Here is a 17,213-nt window from a genome sequence, read left to right as displayed (position 1 = left end):
ACCGGGTGAGCCGTCCGCCCCACCGTCCCAAGAGCCCGCCGGGCCGCCCCCGACGACCGCTCGGCGCACTCCGCGCACTCCAGGCCGTTCCCTGGCGCTACGACGCCCCCGCCTCGCTGGTGGTCTTCCTGGTGGCCCTGCCGCTCTGCGTCGGGGTGGCGGTGGCCTCCGGCGTCCCGGCCGAACTCGGGCTGGTGACCGGCATCGTCGGCGGCCTCGTGGTCGGCCTGTTGCCCGGCAGCAGCCTCCAGGTCAGCGGGCCGGCCGCCGGGCTGACCGTCCTCGTCTACGAGGCCGTCCAGCACTTCGGCCCCGGCGCGCTCGGACTGCTCGTCCTCGGCACCGGCCTGCTCCAGCTGGCGATGGGCGCCTTACGCCTGGGCCGCTGGTTCCGCGCCATGTCCGCCTCCGTGGTGCACGGCATGCTGGCCGGCATCGGGCTGACCCTGCTCTTCGGCCAGCTGTACGCGCTCGCCGACCGCCGGGCCCCGGCCACCGGCCCGGCGAAGATCGCCGGACTGCCCGCCCTGCTGCGCGACGCCCTCACCGGCGCCGCCACCCCGAGCGCGGTCGCCCTCGGCGTGGCCACCGTGCTGGTGCTGGTGTTCTGGAAGCACCTGCCGGCCGGGCTCGCCCGCAACGTCCCCGCTCCGCTGGCCGCCGTCGGACTCGCCGCCGCCGTCACCGCCGCCGCCGACCTGCCGGTGGCCCGGGTCCGGGTCTCCGGCCTGCTCGACGTCGTCCACCTGCCCGACCGCGCCGGCCTCGGCGCCCTGGCCGGCACCGCGGGCCTCGGCACCGTCGTCGCGTTCACCCTGATCGCCTCCGCCGAGACGCTGTTCAGCGCCGCCGCCGTCGACCGGATGCACCACGGCCCGCGCACCGACTACGACCGCGAGTTGACCGCCCAGGGCATCGGCAACACCGTCTGCGGTCTGCTCGGCGCGCTGCCGATGACGGCGGTGATCGTGCGCAGCGCGGCCAACGTCCAGGCCGGCGCACGCAGCCGGGCCTCGCGCACCCTGCACGGGCTCTGGCTGCTGCTGTTCACCGCGCTGCTCCCCGGCGCGCTCGGCCTCGTCCCGCTCGCCGCGCTGGCCGCCGTGCTGGTGCACGCGGGCGCGAAGCTCGTCCCGGTCCGGCGGATCGTGGCGCTCTGCCGGGAGCACCGCGGCGAGGCGCTGGTGCTCGGGGCGACGGCGGTCTCGATCATCGCCACCGACCTGTTCGAGGGCGTGCTGATCGGCGTCGGCCTGGCGGTGGTGAAGTCGGCCTGGCAGACCTCGCACCTGCAGATCGGTGTCGAGGAACTGCGCCTGCCCTCGGGCGAGGCCCTGCAGCGCGTCCGGCTGAGCGGCAACGCGACCTTCCTGCGGCTGCCCCGGCTGCTGGACACCCTGGAGCGGCTGCCGGCCGACCGGCCGGTGGAGCTGGACTGGTCCGGGCTGCGCCACCTGGACCACGCCTGCACGGTGGCGCTCGCCTCCTGGGCCGCCCAGCACCGGGCCCGCAGCTCGGCGCCGCTCGCGGTCGAGCCGCCGCTGCCCACGGTGGCGTGACGGCCGGTCATCCCGACCGGACCCCACGGCGGCTCAACGGCTGGACCGGGTCCAGCCGTTGAGCCGTTTCCGGCTGCCGGGAGCCGGAGGGCCGGATCTGACGAGAACGCGTAATTCCGCGGACACCCGTTGCTCATCACCAGGTTTCCAACGCGTCGCACGGGCAAGACACGGTTTCGGCCGGAACCGACGTCACGAAAGGCGGACGCGCAACCCATGCCGACCGCACCGCCCACCGCGCCCCACCCACGGCGCCGACACCGCTGGGGCGAACACGGGCTCGCCTGGGCCTTCCTGCTGCCCTCACTCGTCGTCTTCGCCCTCTTCATCGGCTACCCGCTGGGGCGGACCCTCTACCTGAGCTCCCACGCCAACGACCTGTTCGGCGCGCCCTCGCGCTACGTCGGGTGGCAGCACTACACCGACCTCCTGACCTCGGCGGACTTCCGGCGCACGCTGGTCACCACCGCCCTGTTCACGCTGCTCACCGTCGTGCCCGGGGTGCTCGGCGCGCTCGTCCTGGTGCTGCTCCTGGAGACCGGGATCCGGGGCGTCCGGCTGCTGCGCTCCGCCTTCGCACTGCCGTTCGCCTTCTCGGTGGCCAGCGCGTCGGTCGTGTTCGCGGTCTTCTTCAACCCCGCCAGCGGGGTGGTCAACGGCCTGCTCTCGCACCTCGGCCTCGGCCCGGTCGGCTGGCTCACCGACGACCGGTACGCGCTGGTGTCGGTGGCCGCCACCACGGTGTGGATGAGCCTCGGCTACAACGTGCTGGTGCTCTCGGCGGGCATCGGCTCGATCCCCGGCGAGATCACGGAGGCGGCACGGCTGGACGGCGCCGCCGGGCTGCGGCTGGCCCGCTCGATCACCGTGCCGATGCTCGGCCCGCACCTGTTCTTCCTCACCGTGGTCTCCACCGTCCACTCGCTGCAGAGTTTCGGCCAGATCCACATCCTCACCAAGGGCGGCCCGGACGGTGCCACGCGCACCCTCGTCTACTCGGTGTACGAGAAGGCCTTCGCCTACGGCTCCAGCGACTTCGGCACCGCGAGCGCGCAGGCCGTGGTGCTGCTCGTGGTCGTCCTCGCCTGCACGGCCGTGCAGTTCGGTGTCCTGGAACGGAAGGTGCACTACGCATGACCACGATGGCCACCGAGGCCGGTGAAGCGCCCCGGGCGCGCGTCCTGGCCGGCCGCTCCCCGCGCGAGCTGCTCGCCCGCGCCACCGTCTACCTGGTGCTCGCCGCGGCCGTCGTCACCGTCGCCTTCCCGGTGTACTACGCGATCGTCGGCGCGTTCATGAGCCCGTCCGAACTCTCCTCCTACCCGCCGGCGCTGGTGCCCCACTCGGTCACCGGGCGCAACCTGACCGGCGCCGTCGACACCATCCCGCTGGCCCGGCAGTACGCCAACTCGGCGATCACGGCGACCGCCATCACCGTCGCCCAGCTGTTCACCTCGATCCTGGCCGCGTACGCCTTCGTCTTCCTGCCGGTGAAGGCGCGGGCCGCGGTGTTCGGGGTGTTCCTGGCGACCCTGATGGTCCCGTGGGAGGCCATCATCATCCCCAACTACCTGACGCTGTCGGGCTGGGGGTTCGGCAACACCTACTTCGGCCTGGTGCTGCCCTTCCTCGCCTCCGGCTTCGGCACCTTCATGCTGCGGCAGTCTTTCCGGCAGCTCCCCGCCGAACTGCGCGACGCCGCCCGGATCGACGGCGCCGGCCACTGGCGCTTCCTGTGGCGGATCGTCGTCCCGCTCAACAAGCCCGCCCTCGCGGCGCTGTCGATCTACGTGTTCCTGTCCGCCTGGAACCAGTACTTCTGGCCGCTCATCATCACGCGCACGGCGAACATGCAGACCCTGCAGATCGGCCTCACCTCGCTGCGCGACTCCGAGATGGCCGACCCCGGCCTGATCCTCGCCGGCGTCGTGCTCTCGCTGCTGCCCACCCTCGCCCTGGTGGTCTTCGGCCAGCGCTACATCGTCCGCGGCCTGACCGCGGGCGCCGTCCGCTGACCCGCTCGTCCGTCCTGTCCCTCCCCCGACAGAGAGAGAATCCCCGTGAAGAAGAGTGCACGCGCGCTCGCGGCCCTGCTGGTGGCCGGCCTGTCCCTGACCGCCTGCAGCTCCGGTGACTCCACCTCGGGCTCCGGCGGCTCCAACGACGCGGCCGCGCCCGGCGCCCAGGCCCTCGACCAGGCCTCCGGCGTCACCACCGTCGAGTTCTGGCACTCGATGACCGGCAAGAACGCGGATGTGCTGAACGGCCTGGTGGGCCAGTTCAACGCCGCTCACCAGGGCAAGATCGAGGTCAAGGCCGAGTTCCAGGGCAAGTACGACGAGCTGGTCGCCAAGTACAAGGCGTCGGTGCAGCAGAAGGGCACCCCCGCCCTGGTGCAGGTCTACGACATCGGCACCCGCTTCATGATCGACTCCAGGCAGACGATCCCCGCCCAGGCGTTCGCCGACAAGGACGGCTACTCGCTCGCCGACCTCGACCCGAACATCCGCAACTACTACTCGGTCGGCGGCAAGCTCGCGAGCATGCCGTTCAACTCCTCGATGCCGCTGCTCTACCTCAACGCCGACGCCTTCAAGGAGGCCGGCCTCGACGCGGCCAAGCCGCCGACGAACCTCGCCGAACTCGGCGACCTCGCGCAGAAGCTGACCAAGAAGGACGCCAACGGCCAGACCGTGCGCTACGGCTTCGGCGCCGCCATCTACGGCTGGTTCGTCGAGCAGCTGCTCGCCGAGTCCGGCACGATGTACTGCGACCAGGACAACGGGCGCGGCAACAAGGCGGGCAAGGTCGTCTTCGACTCGGCCCAGGGCGCCCAGATCGTCCAGTGGTGGGCCGACCTGGTCAGGAACGGCTACGCGGCCAACACCGGCCGCGTCACCGACGACGCCCAGGCGGCGTTCAAGTCCGGCACCGTCGCCATGCACCTGGAGTCGACCGGCGTCCTGCGCGGCTACACCGAGGCCGCCAAGTTCACCGTCGGCACCGCGCCCTTCCCGAAGGTCGACGCGAACTCCCAGGGCGGCCCGGTGATCGGCGGCGCCTCGCTGTGGATCAGCGGGCCCGGCCACTCCGACGCGGAGAAGCGCGCCGCGTGGGAGTTCGAGAAGTTCCTCACCTCCGCCGAGCAGCAGGCCGCCTGGCACACCGGCACCGGCTACTTCCCGGTCAACACCAAGTCCCTGGACGACCCCAAGGACAAGGAGTGGGTGGCCAAGTACCCGCAGTTCCAGACCGCCATCGACCAGCTCAAGGCCACCAAGCCCACCCCGGCCACCGCCGGCTGCCTGCTCGGCGTGATGCCGCAGGCCCGCAAGGCCGTGGAGACCGCCATCGAGCAGACCATCAAGGGCTCCAAGAGCGCCCAGCAGGCCCTCGCCGACGCGGCCAAGGAGCTCCAGCCCGCGATCGACGGCTACAACAGCTCGGTGGGCTGACCTTCCGCCGCAGTCCGCCCGCCCGGCGCACCCGTGCCGGGCGGGCGTTCGCGTCACGCGGACAGCGCGTCGCCGCCGTCCTGGACGGCGCAGGCCGCGGCCAGCTCGTCCAACGACAGATCGAGCGCGAACGCCAGCGCTGCGATGGTGAAGAACGACGGCGTCGGCGCCCGACCCGTCTCGATCTTGCGCAACGTCTCCGCCGAGACACCGGCCACCGCCGCCACCTCGACCATGCTGCGCTCACCACGCGCCTCCCGCAGCAGCGCCCCGAAGCGCTCACCACGCTCGCGCTCCCACGGCGTCAGCGGAGTCCTCACCATGCCGTCGATCCTAGAGCCTGTTCCCCGGGTGCCGCCTGCGCGACGAGCTGGCTGCGCAGCTCGGCCGAGCCGTCGTACGTCCGGCGCGGCTCCCACCCCGGCCAGGCGCGGCCGAGCAGCTCCCAGCTTCTGTGCCAGGTGCCGGGCAAGCGCTCAGCCCGGGATGAGCGCATCCCACTGGTCCCGGGTCGGGCCGTCGTGCTGTGGCGTGAAGTCCGGGCGGGCAGCCAGCCAGGCGGTGACGTGTCGGTCCACCTCGTCGGTGCCGTAGGCGTCGTCGGCCGGTCGCAGGAGATGGCGCACCTGGGCACGGGCCCGCATGACGACGGGATCGTCGAAGGCGCAGGCGGCCAGGGCGGCAGCCCGCCGGTCCGAGGACGGTGAGCTCTCGGTGAGGCATTGCTCGTTGGCGCGGTCGGCCGTCACCTGCGCGTCGAACCACGGGCGGAGTACCCGTGCCGTCCAGGTGTGGTAGCCCATGGGGTCCGCGGCGATCCGGTCGACGTGGGTGGCGAGGTGCTGGGCGGCAAGCAGGCCGAGGGCCACGCCATGGCCCAGGGTGGGGTTGGTGTGGACGAGGCTGTCCCCGGCGTTGACCAGGCCCGTGACGACGGGGCCGTCATCGTCGACGAGGGAAGTCCAGCGGTTGTCGAGGCCGGCCATCGCCAGAACGGCGGAGTGCGGTTCGGGGGCCAGGTCGAGCCAGGCGGCGGTGGCGGGGAAGCGGCGGGCGACGGCCTCGAACACGGCGGGGTCGGTGAGCGCGCCGCGGGTCGGATCGCCCGTGGAGAGCACCATGCTCAGCGCGAAGGTGTCGTTGTCGGAAGGGAAGACGCCCGCGAGCGCGAACGGTGCGGCCGAACCGGTCCTCACCCGCCCGGGGTCACGCGGGCCGTCGGCGCGCAGGCGGTACCAGCGGCACAGGTAGGCGATCCCGGTGCGGTGGCTTTCGACCACGGGCGGGCGGCAGCCGGCCGCGATCAGCCAGGCGGGAACCGGCGAGCGGCGACCGGACGCATCGACGACGAGGTCCGCCCGGTGCGTTTCCGCGCCCACCTGCACACCGGTGACCCGGACCGGGCGGCCCTCGCCGAAGGTGAGGGCGCGCACCCGGCAGCCTCGCCGCACCTCAACGGTGGGTTCCCGCCGCACCGCCGCGGTCAGGGCGGCCTCCAGCACGATACGGCGGGTGCGCAGGGTCACCAGGTCCTCGTCGCCGGCCCGATGCGGCGGATGCTCACCGAACCAGTCGAAGTCGTGGTACTCCCGGGCTCCGCGTGCCAGCAGGTCCGCGTAGACATCAGGGGCCTCGGTGCACAACACGGTGCGTACGGGCGCGAGGAACGAGTGGGGCTGGTCGGCCTGCGGGACTCGGGGCCTGTCCCAGTGGAAGAAGTCCCGGTTCAGGTCCTCGCCGGCCTGCCGGGCGTCCTGCTCAAACAACGTGACCGTGTGGCCCCGCCGACCGAGCATGAGCGCCGTCCCCAGCCCGCCCATACCCCCGCCTATCACCGCAACCCGCGCCACTGAGCTCCCCTTCGTTCGCGTCGTGTTGCGGAACGAGCCTACTGCTTGATGATCTTCGGTCGAGAACCGGGGTCGCCCGGCGCCAGGCGGGCGGGGCGCGGCATCGACCTGGGGATTCGGACCCGGTTCCGTCCCTCACCGTGGTGAGGCCCGGGTCGGTCATGCGGCCGTCATCCCGCGAGCGGCCGTGATACAAATACCGGTATAAGAATTGGAGCCCCCCGAGAGGACACCGGATCACCATGGTCGAACTCAAGTCGGACACCGCCCTCGCCGCGATGCGCGAGGCCGGCCGCGTGGTCGCGAACGCGCTGGCGGCCGTACGGGCGGAGGCGGCGGTCGGGGTCGGCCTGCTGGAGCTGGACGAGGTCGCGCACGGCGTGCTGCGGGCGGCCGGGGCGAGCTCGCCGTTCCTCGGCTACCGGCCCTCCTTCGCGCCAGTGCCCTTCCCGGCGGTCATCTGCGCCTCCGTCAACGACGCCGTGGTGCACGGCATCCCGGACGGGTACCGGCTGCGCGACGGCGACCTCGTCAGCATCGACTGCGGCGCCGTCCTCGACGGCTGGGCGGGCGACGCGGCCGTCAGCTTCACCGTCGGCACCGCCCGCCCGGAGGACGAGGCGCTGATCGACACCACCCGCCGCGCCTTGGAGGCCGGGATCGCCGCCGCCGTGGTCGGAAACCGGATCGGCGACATCGCGCACGCGGTGGGTTCCGTCGCCCGGGCCGGGCGCTACGGCCTGCTGGAGGGCTTCGGCGGGCACGGCATCGGGCGGCGCATGCACGAGGATCCGCACCTGCCCAACGAGGGCCGGCCGGGCCGGGGTTACCCGCTGCGCCCGGGCCTGGTGCTCGCGATCGAGCCGATGCTCATCGCGGGCGGCCGCGACGATCACCGCACCGACGCCGACGGCTGGACCCTGCGCACCTCCGACGGCACCCGCGCCGCCCACATCGAGCACACCGTCGCCATCACCGAGGACGGCCCGCGGATCCTGACCCTTCCGTAGGTCGACCGCCCACTTCGTAAACTGGCCGGCCAGACAGAGTAGTTGACGTGATATCGGCGTGATCAGGGGGCGTGGAGGAGGAACACCACCCCGGGCATGCGGGGGATTGCCCCACCGGCGATCGGCCAGTTGCCCGGATGGGGCCGAACGGCGTTCCGGCGAAGAATTCTGGCCATGCCGAACTTCAACCGCACCGCCGCAGCCGCCACCGCCGCCGCGCTCGCCCTCACCGTCCTCACCGCCCTGCCCGCCGCGGCAGCGAGCAAGGGCCCCACCTGGACGGCCTGCCAGGGCAAGACCGACCCCCGCCAGCAGTGCGCCACCGTCACCGTCCCGCTCGACTACGACGATCCGGACGGCGAGCAGATCACCCTCGTGATCTCCCGGATCCCCGCCGCAAACCCCGGCCTGCGCCACGGCGTCCTGCTCACCATCCCCGGCGGCCCCGGCGGCACCGGCCTGGACATCCCGACCAGCGCGGCCAAGCGCCTCCCGCAGTCCGTCCTCGACCGCTACGACCTGGTCGGCTTCGACCCGCGCGGCGTCGGTCGCTCCACCCCGGTCAGCTGCGGCCTGGACACGGCCGACCTCGCGATGGTCAAGCTGCGCCCCTGGCCGGCCGCCGACGGCTCGATCGACGGCAACGTCGCGACCGCCCGCCGGCTCGCCGAGACCTGCGCCCGCAACGGCGGCCCGGTGCTGCGCAGCATCTCCACCCCCAACGAGGCCCGCGACATCGACCGCATCCGCCAGGCCCTCGGCGAGCGCCGCCTCTCCGCCTGGGGCACCTCGTACGGCACCTACGCGGGCGCCGTCTACGCCACCATGTTCCCCCGGCAGACCGACCGGATCGTGCTCGACAGCAACGACGACCCGGACCCGTCGAAGGTCGAGCGCGGCTGGCTCGCCAACTACGGCCCCGGCGCGGAGGACCGCTTCCCCGACTTCGCCAGGTGGGCCGCCGCGCCCGGCAATCCGGACCGGGTCGCAGACACGCCCGAGGAGGTCCGCCCGCTCTTCCTCGACCTCGCCGCCCGCCTGGACCGCGCCCCGCTGCCCTGGCCCGGCGCCAACCCGGCCGAGCTGAACGGCAACGTGCTGCGCGAGACCATGCTGGAAAGCCTGTACGCGGACGCGAAGTTCCCCGACCTCGCCCGGCTGATGCTGGCCGGCCTCGGCCGCCGCCCGCTGCCCGCCGCCGCCCCGCTGCCCGAACCGGTGGCGCAGGCGGTGCAGAACACCGTCGCCGTCTCCGTCGGCACCCTCTGTAACGACGTCACCTGGCCCGCCGACCCGGCCGCCTACGCCAAGGACGTCGCCGCCGAGCGCGCCGCCCGTCCGCTCACCGCCGGCATGCCGGTCAACGTGATGCCCTGCGCCTTCTGGCCGTTCGCCCCCGCCGAGCCGCCCGTCCGGGTCACCGACCGGGGCCCGGCGAACATCCTCCTCGCCCAGAACCTGCGCGACCCCGCCACCCCCTACCGGGGCGCCCTGAAGCTGCGCGAGGCCCTCAGCGACCGCGCCCGCATGGTGACGGTCGACTCCGGCGGCCACGACGTCTACGTGGCCAACGGAAACCCGTGCGGCGACGCCGTGGTGACGGACTTCCTGGTCACCGGCCGCCGCCCGGCCGACGACACCTACTGCCCGGCCGGCTGAGCCGCTTCACAGCAGGCGGGGACAACGGGCCGTGGGCGAACGGTCCTTGTCTCCGTCGCGGCACCGGAAAGACCGGCTGGAATGAGTCGAATCTGTCGCGGATTTGTGACAAAGGTTGGCCAACACCCGCCCCTTGCGGGCTTTTCGCGGACGTAGTGTTCCAGCTATGTCACCGAAGAGCCGCATACCTGCCCAGGATCCGGGCGACACCTGGGTGCCGCGCCCCCGGCGCCGTGAGAGCCCGCTCGGCATGGTCGGCCATGCGGTCACGTTCCTCGGCTCCAGCGTGCTCGGCGGCGTGCTACTGGCGGGGATCGTGCTCCCCGCGGCCGGGGCGGTCGGCCTCGGCGCGAAGAACGGCGCCGAGAGCTTCGAGAACATCCCCGACGACTTCAAGACCCCGCCGCTCACCCAGGCGACGCAGATCTTCGACGCCAAGGGCGGCCTGATCGCCAAGGTCTACGAACGCGACCGCACCGTCATACCCGCCGACCAGATGTCGCCGTTCATGCGCCACGCGCAGGTGGACATCGAGGACGCCCGTTTCTACGAGCACGGCGCTGTTGACCTCAAGGGCATCCTGCGGGCCATCACCAAGAACGCGGAGAGCGGCGCGACCGTCCAGGGCGCGTCCACCCTGACCCAGCAGTACGTGAAGAACGTCAACGTGGAGAAGGCCGGCGACGACCCGGTGGCGGTGGCGGAGGCGCAGCGCAAGACCCTGGGCCGCAAGATCCAGGAACTCAAGTACGCCATCAAGCTGGAAGAGGACCTGCCGAAGGACCAGATCCTCACCAACTACCTCAACATCACCTTCTACGGCCACCAGGCGTACGGCATCGAGGCGGCCGCCCAGCGGTACTTCAGCAAGGACGCCAAGGACCTGACCCTCCCCGAGGCGGCCATGCTCGCGGGCCTGGTGCAGAACCCGTCCCAGTACGACCCGAAGCTGCACCCGGTGGCCGCGCAGAAGCGCCGGGACACCGTCATCGACAAGATGGTGGAGAACCGGCACATCACCGCGGACCAGGCCAGGGAGGCCAAGGCCGCCCCGCTCGGGCTGCGCTACCGCGACCCGCAGAACGGCTGCATCACCGCCAGGGCCGGCATGGGCTTCTTCTGCGACTACGTGCGCCACGTCGTCAAGCAGGACCCGGTGTTCGGCAAGAACGCCGCCGACCGCAAGAAGCTCTGGGACCAGGGCGGCCTCAACATCTACACCACCATGGACCCGGAGAAGCAGGCCGCCGCCCAGAAGGCCGTCTCCGAGCGGGTGTTCGTCACGGACCCGGTGTCGGCGGCGATGACGATGGTCGAACCGGGCACCGGCAAGATCCTCGCGATGGCCCAGACCCGGCCCTACGGTCTCGACAAGGAGAAGAACGAGACCGTCGTCAACTACAACGTGGACGCGGCGATGGGCGGCGGCGTCGGCTTCCAGCCCGGCTCCAACTTCAAGCCCATCGTGGCCGCCGCCGCCCTGGAGGCCGGACTGCCGCCCACCCAGCGGTACGACTCGCCCAACCGCATGGACTGGCCGACGATGAAGACCTGCGACGGCACCTGGAAGAACCTGAGCAAGGGCAAGAAGGAAGGCACCATCCCGAACGAGAGCCCGAGGGAGGTCGGCCCCTACGAGCTCAAGGAGGCGATGGCCCTCTCGGTGAACACCTACTTCGTGCAGATGGAGCAGGAGATCGGCCTCTGCGCCGTCAAGCAGATGGCCAACAAGCTCGGCGTGGCGGGCAAGGCGAGCGGCGAGCCGCTCCAGGAGCTGCCCGCGCTCGGCCTCGGCACCCAGGAGGTCAGCCCGCTGGTGATGGCCGACGTGTACGCGAGCTTCGCCGCCCGCGGCACCTACTGCGCGCCGGTGGCGATCAACCGGATCAGCACGGTGGACGGCAAGGACGTCCCGGTGGCCCCGGCCAAGTGCGACCGGGTGATGTCCGAGAGCACCGCCGACGTCGTCAACAGCGTGCTCCTCGGCGTGACCGAGAAGGGCACCGCCAAGGACCTCAACCTCGACGACAACCGCCAGATCGCCGGCAAGACCGGCACCACGGACGAGAAGAAGTCGGCCTGGTTCAGCGGCTACACGGGCAACCTGGCCGCCTCGGTCTGGCTGGGCAGTCCGGGCACCAAGGTGCCGATGAAGAACATCCGGATCGGCGGCCACTACCAGGACGAGGTCTTCGGCGCGACCGGCCCCGGGCCGATCTGGCAGCAGGCCATGAGCGACGCGGTCCGCACCATGCCCGACAAGGAGTTCCCGACCGTCTACATCCCGGACCCGCCCAAGCGCGACCCCGAGAACCCGAGCGGCACCCCGTCCGGCTCCGGCAGCGGCACCGCCCAGCCGGGCAGCCCGCAGTCCGGCAGCCCGCAGCCCGGTCGCCCGCAGCCGGGCCGCCCCGGCGGAAAGCCGCACAACACCACCCCGCCCGACCCGTCCGACGAATGACCCGGAGCAACGCCGCGGCCCCGCATGAGTGCCCGTACTCATGCGGGGCCGCGGCGGGCCGGATTGGGGGAGGGTCTACCGCGCCTCCATCGGTTCGCCGGTGTCCGGGTCGAGGGTGAACACCCGTTGGTGGGCGTCCGTGACGATGGTGATCCGGTCCCGCCCCGTCCAACTCGCCTGCAGCAGCCGCCCGTCGTCCGGGCCGCGGCCGATGTCGGCCAGTGTCCAGCGGCGCGCGGACCAGCCCGTGCCGGTCTCCAGCAGCACCTGCCAGTGCTCGCCCGCCTGCGGCCCGGTCTCGTAGGAGCGGTGCACCACGACGAGGGCGAGCTCCGGCCGGGCCGGGGCGGTCTCGCGGCTGCGCGTCTCCGCCGCCGAGACCTTGTGCACGGCGAGCACGCCGAGCAGGAACACCACCCCGGCGGTGACCGTGACCGCCCGGGTGGCGGTCCGCACGGCGGTGCGGCGGTCGGCCAGCCAGGCGGCGGCGATCATCGCGGCCAGCGCCGCCCCGAGCAGTAACTCCGGCTGGTTGAGCAGGTCGGCGACCAGCATCAGCCCGCCGGAGCGGCTCTCCCACTGGCCCTCGGTGTACAGCAGCACGGCGGCCACCCCCGCGCCCGCGAGCAGCCGCACGAGCCAGCGCCGTGCCCTCGGCATGTACGTTCCCGGCATCCCCCGTCGTCCCCCCGGTCGAAGGCGTTGTCGAATGTGTCGTCGAACCCGTCGTCGAACGTGTCGTCGAACGTGTCAGAGCTCGGCGAGGAGCTTCCGGCCCTCCGGCCAGTCTCCCAGCCCCGAGCCGGAGTTGATGTGCCCGTACGCGCCGGGCTCGACGTACCGGGCACCCCAGGACTCGGCGAACAGCCGGGCCCGCTCGGGGGTCACCCACGGGTCGTCGGTGCTGGAGACGACCACCGTCGGGAACGGGAACTCCGCCAGGGCCACCGGGCGGAAGCCGACGAGCTCCGGAACGTCGGCGGTGTCGATGTCCGCGGGCGCGACCAGCAGCGCGCCCCGGACGGCGCCGGTCCGCTCGGCGGACGCGCCGGCCACCCATCGGGCCACCGCGATGCAGCCGAGGCTGTGCGCGACCAGCACCACCGGCCCCTCGGCGGCGGCCTCGGCCACCGCGGAGTCGACCCGGGCCACCCAGTCCGCGGGCTCCGGGTGGTCCCAGTCGGCCTGCTGCACCCGCCGGAAGGCCTCCGGCTCGGCCTCCTCCCACCGGGTCTGCCAGTGCTCGGGCCCCGAGTTCTGGTAACCGGGCAGAACGAGGTAGGTGGTGCGGTCCGGCATGGGACTCCTTCGGACGGCCGATCGCGGGCAGCAGGAGTCTAGGACGACGACGACCCGGCGTGCACGGCCCATTGCAGGCGCACGAGAGCGCTCACGCGCTGCGACTCACCCGGTGCGCCCTGTTGCGAACGGCCCGGCGGGTGCGGGAGGTTGGACCGGGCCCGCGACCGGACGCCGGCGAGATCGCCATCGATCCGCGTTCGCACCATGTCCGACGATCGATCACATGGAGGGATGTCGGCGATGACATCGAAGATCCTGCTCGTCACCGGGGACGCCGCCGAGTCGCTGGAGGTGTTCTACCCCTACCAGCGGCTGCGCGAGGAGGGCTACCAGGTCGACATCGCGGCGCCGACGAAGAAGCGCCTCCAGTTCGTCGTGCACGACTTCGCCGACGGCTACGACACCTACACCGAGAAGCCCGGCTACACCTGGCCCGCCGACCTCGCCTTCGCCGACGTCGACCCGGCCGACTACGTGGCACTCGTGATCCCCGGCGGCCGCGCCCCCGAGTACCTGCGCAACGACCCGGACGTGCAGCGCATCGTCCGGCACTTCTTCGCGGACGACAAGCCGGTCGCCCAGATCTGCCACGGCCCGCTGATCAGCGCCGCCGCGGGCGTCCTGTCCGGACGCCGAAGCTCCGCCTACCCGGCCCTGGCCCCGGACGTGAAGGCGGCGGGCGCCGAGTTCGTCGACGGGGAGGCGATCGTCGACGGAACGGTCGTCTCGGCCCGCGCCTGGCCCGACCACCCGGCATGGCTGCGCGCCTTCATCGAGATCCTGCGCACCAAGGCCCCGGCGGCCTGACCCGTCCGACCTGCCCGTCGCACCGCGCCCCCGACGTCCTACGCTGACCGGCGACATGACAGCCGACCGTCAGCAGGAGGACGAGACATGGCAGAGCCGCTGATCGCCGCAGTCGGGGGCAAGGTGCCCGCCGTCGACCCGGGCGCCTTCGTCGCGCCGGGCGCCGTCGTGGTGGGGGACGTGACGGTCGCCGCCGGGGCGAGCGTCTGGTACGGCGCGGTGCTGCGCGGCGACGCCGAGTCGATCACGGTCGGCGCGGCCAGCAACATACAGGACAACTGCACCCTGCACGCCGACCCCGGCTTCCCGTTGGTGGTCGGCGAGCGGATCTCGGTCGGGCACAACGCGGTGCTGCACGGCTGCACCGTCGAGGACGACGCCCTGGTCGGGATGAACGCCACGGTGCTCAACGGAGCCCGGATCGGCGCCGGTTCGCTGGTCGCGGCGGGCGCCGTCGTGCCGCAGGGCATGCAGGTCCCGCCCGGCTCGCTGGTCGCGGGCGTGCCGGCGAAGGTCCGCCGGGAGCTGTCCGAGGACGAGCGCGCCGGGATCAAGCTCAACGGCGCGGGCTACCAGCTGCTGGCGGACGCCCACCGCGACATCGAGCCCATCGGCTAGCGCGCTGCGGCCTCCCGGGGCGCTCGCCGACCGGCACCGGCACGGGCGCGCGCCCTCCGGCCGAAGCCGGTCGGCTGCCCATGCCAGCACCGCGAATGCGTTCGCCCGGCATTCCCGTCCGTCCGGATGACGCGCCCGTGGGGCGGTTCACGGCGGGGCGGCGAAGGCCGTGGCTCGCCAGTGGGCCGTCCGCGCGCGAAACTGGGGGCATGTGCCGCAACATCAAGACGCTGCGCCCGCCCGTGACCCTCGACGCCGACGAGGATGACTTCCGCGCAGCCGCGCTGCAGTACGTCCGGAAGGTGTCCGGCTTCCGCGCCCCGGCCGCGCACAACCGCGAGGCCTTCGACCGGGCCGTGGACGCCGTCGCCGAGGCGACCGCCCGGCTGCTCGCCGAACTGGAGGTCCGCGGTGCACCCGCCCGTGTCGCAGAGGCCACGGCGTAGGCCCGCCGCCATCCGGTCGGGCCGCAGGCAGGGACCAGGAGGTCGGTGATGAACCCGCCCAACCGTTACGCGCTCACCTTCCCCGGGACTCCCGGCGCCCACGCGCCGCAGGACGTCGTCGTGGTCACCCGCACCAGCACGACCGGTCCCGGCGGCCACCCGGTGTACGAGGACGACAGCGGTATCGTCCGGGCCGAGATCAGCGACGCCGGCGAGGTCCGGATGCTGGCCACCGGCGGCCACCAGACACCGAACTACCCGGTGCACGCCCAGCCGCTTCCCTGAGGCTGCCGCCCCTGCCGGGCACTTCCCCCGAGCCGGCCGCGCCCCCGAGAATCGGGGCATGACCACAGCGAGCTGGCAGGGCACGGTCATCGCCGAGAGCGATGACACCACCGTCGTCGAGGGCAACCACTACTTCCCGGCGGACTCGGTGCGCGGCGAGTACCTGCGCCCGTCCGACACCACGACCGTCTGCGGCTGGAAGGGCACGGCCTCCTACTACACGCTGCACGTGAACGGGCAGACCAACCCCGACGCGGCCTGGTACTACGACGACCCGAAGCCCGAGGCCGAGCACGTGCGCGGCCGAGTGGCGTTCTGGCGCGGAGTCGAGATCACCGACCGGCAGCTCACCGACTAGCACCCGTCTAGCGCCCGTCCGGACCGGGTACCGGACGTTTGTGGCAATCTTCCGCAAACCCAGACGCCACGGGCGCCCGGAGATCAACCCCAATCCCGAGCGCCTGGCCGAACAGCTCGCCGACCTGGTGGAGGAGGCCGAGCGGCCCACCGGCGAGCGCGAGGCCGCCGAGTACCGCGCCGAGCGCGGTCGCGGCCGGGCCCTGGTCGCGAGCACGGCGCGGCGGCTCGGCACCGGCGGCCGGGCCGCCGCGAAGGGCGCCGTGTACGGCGGCCGCGCGCTCACCGAGCAGCTGGTGCAGGCCGCCCCGCGGATCCCGGTCCGCGGCCTCGCCGCGCTGCGCGCCCAGCACCCCGGTGCCGCCGAGCCCGAGCAGCTGGCTGACCGGCTGGTCGCCGGCGCGACCCGGGCCTCCGCCGCGCTCGGCGCGGGCGTCGGTGCGGCGGCGATGCTGCCGGTGCCGCCCGCGATGCCGGTGGAGATCGCGGCCGAGACGCTCGCGGTGGCGGCCGTGGAGATCAAGCTGATCGCCGAGCTGCACGAGGTCTACGGCATCCCGGCCGCCGGGAGCGCCACCCAGCGGGCCACCGCCTACCTCGGCGCCTGGGCCGACCGCCGGGGCATCGACGGCATCGACAACGTCGACGCCACCCTGCTGGCCCGCCCCGCCGGCCTTGCCGCGCTGCTGCTCGGCGCGCGGGCGCGCCGGCAGGTCCGCCGCCGGCTCACCCGCAGTTCGCTGCGCCGCCTGCCCTCGGTCACCCCGCTGCTGGTGGGCGCGGGCGTCGGCGCCACGCTCAACCGGCGCGACACCGGCAGGCTGGCCCGCGCGGTCCGCAAGGACCTGCGCCGGCGCCGCCCGGCGGACCCCGCCTACTGGGCCGCGGCGGCGCCGGCGGTCGTGGGCGAGGTCCTCGAACCCTCAGGCGAGGAGCCCTCCACCGAGGAGCCGTTCACCGGGCCCTCCGGCGCCGTCAGCCTTCCACCGAAGGTGCGGAGGCGCCGCGGCCGGTCTTGACGCCGTTCACCATCGCCTGGTGGATCGCCCGTGCGGTGGTCTCGTCCGCCGCCGGGACGGGGCTGCCGGACACCGTGTACCAGTCCAGCGCGCCGGTGTACTGGACGGTCAGGCGGACCTCGCCGTCCACCCAGGTGGTGTGCACGGTGAGGTCGCCGGAGATGGGGCCGACCTCGGCGGTGGTGACGCCGCCCGGCCCGCTGATGATCGACTGCGTGGTCCAGGTCGCCCACGACGTGCGCGGGTCCCCGGGCGGTCGGGCCTGCCGTCCGCCCTGATTCTGCTCGGTCATGCGCCTATCCTTCCCCGCCGGTCCGCCGCCGGTCGGGCGGCGACGCCTGCGGTAGCGGAGGCCGCCCGGCTCCTCCGGGCGGCCTCATCGGGT

The 17,213-nt window shown here is 72.9% G+C and carries 18 protein-coding genes; 13 read left to right on the top strand and 5 right to left on the bottom strand.

Annotated features, from left to right (window positions below; all coding sequences use genetic code 11):
* The first annotated feature begins 5 nt into the window (after positions 1-5).
* From F7Q99_RS00950 to F7Q99_RS00935, 4 genes are all read left to right on the top strand, one after another.
* Positions 6-1,559 (top strand): SulP family inorganic anion transporter, encoded by a 1,554-nt coding sequence (locus tag F7Q99_RS00950; RefSeq protein WP_326846116.1) that lies wholly within the window; start codon positions 6-8, stop codon positions 1,557-1,559.
* A 216-nt stretch (positions 1,560-1,775) separates the two neighbouring features.
* Positions 1,776-2,696, top strand: coding sequence for a carbohydrate ABC transporter permease (locus F7Q99_RS00945; protein ID WP_153459629.1), 921 nt, complete (start codon positions 1,776-1,778; stop codon positions 2,694-2,696).
* Complete coding sequence (locus F7Q99_RS00940; protein ID WP_230210125.1) at positions 2,693-3,574, top strand: carbohydrate ABC transporter permease; 882 nt, start codon at positions 2,693-2,695, stop codon at positions 3,572-3,574. The genes F7Q99_RS00945 and F7Q99_RS00940 overlap by 4 nt, the downstream gene beginning before the upstream one ends.
* Before the next feature lie 45 nt (positions 3,575-3,619).
* Positions 3,620-5,014: an ABC transporter substrate-binding protein gene (locus F7Q99_RS00935; RefSeq protein WP_326846115.1), complete on the top strand. Its 1,395-nt coding sequence runs from the start codon at positions 3,620-3,622 to the stop codon at positions 5,012-5,014.
* A gap of 53 nt (positions 5,015-5,067) precedes the next feature.
* Here the strand turns inward: F7Q99_RS00935 and F7Q99_RS00930 are convergent, their stop codons facing one another.
* On the bottom strand, positions 5,068-5,337 hold the full coding sequence (locus F7Q99_RS00930; protein ID WP_153459628.1) for a helix-turn-helix domain-containing protein: 270 nt from the start codon (positions 5,335-5,337) through the stop codon (positions 5,068-5,070).
* A gap of 153 nt (positions 5,338-5,490) precedes the next feature.
* Positions 5,491-6,864, bottom strand: a complete 1,374-nt coding sequence (locus F7Q99_RS00925) for an FAD-dependent oxidoreductase (protein ID WP_326846114.1) — start codon at positions 6,862-6,864, stop codon at positions 5,491-5,493.
* A gap of 242 nt (positions 6,865-7,106) precedes the next feature.
* Between F7Q99_RS00925 and map the strand changes: the two genes are divergently transcribed.
* From map to F7Q99_RS00910, 3 genes are all read left to right on the top strand, one after another.
* A complete protein-coding gene (map, locus tag F7Q99_RS00920; protein ID WP_153459626.1) occupies positions 7,107-7,874 on the top strand; it encodes a type I methionyl aminopeptidase in 768 nt (255 codons plus the stop codon).
* 174 nt (positions 7,875-8,048) lie between these two features.
* Positions 8,049-9,533 carry an alpha/beta hydrolase gene (locus F7Q99_RS00915; RefSeq protein WP_153459625.1) on the top strand — a complete coding sequence of 495 codons (1,485 nt, stop codon included), beginning with the start codon at positions 8,049-8,051 and terminating at the stop codon, positions 9,531-9,533.
* A gap of 166 nt (positions 9,534-9,699) precedes the next feature.
* Complete coding sequence (locus F7Q99_RS00910) at positions 9,700-11,994, top strand: transglycosylase domain-containing protein (protein ID WP_230210123.1); 2,295 nt, start codon at positions 9,700-9,702, stop codon at positions 11,992-11,994.
* A 75-nt stretch (positions 11,995-12,069) separates the two neighbouring features.
* On the opposite strand, the gene F7Q99_RS00905 is transcribed toward F7Q99_RS00910, so the two are convergent.
* Positions 12,070-12,654 (bottom strand): hypothetical protein, encoded by a 585-nt coding sequence (locus tag F7Q99_RS00905; protein WP_153459624.1) that lies wholly within the window; start codon positions 12,652-12,654, stop codon positions 12,070-12,072.
* A 90-nt stretch (positions 12,655-12,744) separates the two neighbouring features.
* Positions 12,745-13,293: an RBBP9/YdeN family alpha/beta hydrolase gene (locus tag F7Q99_RS00900; RefSeq protein ID WP_153459623.1), complete on the bottom strand. Its 549-nt coding sequence runs from the start codon at positions 13,291-13,293 to the stop codon at positions 12,745-12,747.
* A 243-nt stretch (positions 13,294-13,536) separates the two neighbouring features.
* Between F7Q99_RS00900 and F7Q99_RS00895 the strand changes: the two genes are divergently transcribed.
* The 6 genes from F7Q99_RS00895 to F7Q99_RS00870 all read left to right on the top strand — a co-directional run bounded on the left by F7Q99_RS00895 (position 13,537) and on the right by F7Q99_RS00870 (position 16,828).
* A complete protein-coding gene (locus F7Q99_RS00895) occupies positions 13,537-14,103 on the top strand; it encodes a DJ-1/PfpI family protein (RefSeq protein WP_153459622.1) in 567 nt (188 codons plus the stop codon).
* A gap of 87 nt (positions 14,104-14,190) precedes the next feature.
* Complete coding sequence (locus tag F7Q99_RS00890; protein ID WP_153459621.1) at positions 14,191-14,721, top strand: gamma carbonic anhydrase family protein; 531 nt, start codon at positions 14,191-14,193, stop codon at positions 14,719-14,721.
* A 209-nt stretch (positions 14,722-14,930) separates the two neighbouring features.
* A complete protein-coding gene (locus F7Q99_RS00885; protein ID WP_153459620.1) occupies positions 14,931-15,167 on the top strand; it encodes a DUF2277 domain-containing protein in 237 nt (78 codons plus the stop codon).
* A gap of 48 nt (positions 15,168-15,215) precedes the next feature.
* On the top strand, positions 15,216-15,452 hold the full coding sequence (locus tag F7Q99_RS00880) for a DUF6296 family protein (protein ID WP_153459619.1): 237 nt from the start codon (positions 15,216-15,218) through the stop codon (positions 15,450-15,452).
* A gap of 58 nt (positions 15,453-15,510) precedes the next feature.
* Positions 15,511-15,810, top strand: a complete 300-nt coding sequence (locus tag F7Q99_RS00875; protein WP_153459618.1) for a DUF427 domain-containing protein — start codon at positions 15,511-15,513, stop codon at positions 15,808-15,810.
* Between the two features lie 40 nt (positions 15,811-15,850).
* Positions 15,851-16,828: a hypothetical protein gene (locus tag F7Q99_RS00870; RefSeq protein WP_195910965.1), complete on the top strand. Its 978-nt coding sequence runs from the start codon at positions 15,851-15,853 to the stop codon at positions 16,826-16,828.
* On the opposite strand, the gene F7Q99_RS00865 is transcribed toward F7Q99_RS00870, so the two are convergent.
* Positions 16,785-17,120, bottom strand: a complete 336-nt coding sequence (locus tag F7Q99_RS00865) for a hypothetical protein (RefSeq protein ID WP_153459617.1) — start codon at positions 17,118-17,120, stop codon at positions 16,785-16,787. The two genes, F7Q99_RS00870 and F7Q99_RS00865, sit on opposite strands and share 44 nt — an antisense overlap.
* Positions 17,121-17,213: the final 93 nt, after the last annotated feature.

It is taken from the genome of Streptomyces kaniharaensis (assembly GCF_009569385.1).
Taxonomy (GTDB): domain Bacteria; phylum Actinomycetota; class Actinomycetes; order Streptomycetales; family Streptomycetaceae; genus Kitasatospora; species Kitasatospora kaniharaensis.
Note: the sequence above shows the minus strand (reverse complement) of the source record. Positions and strands in the feature narration are given on the sequence as shown.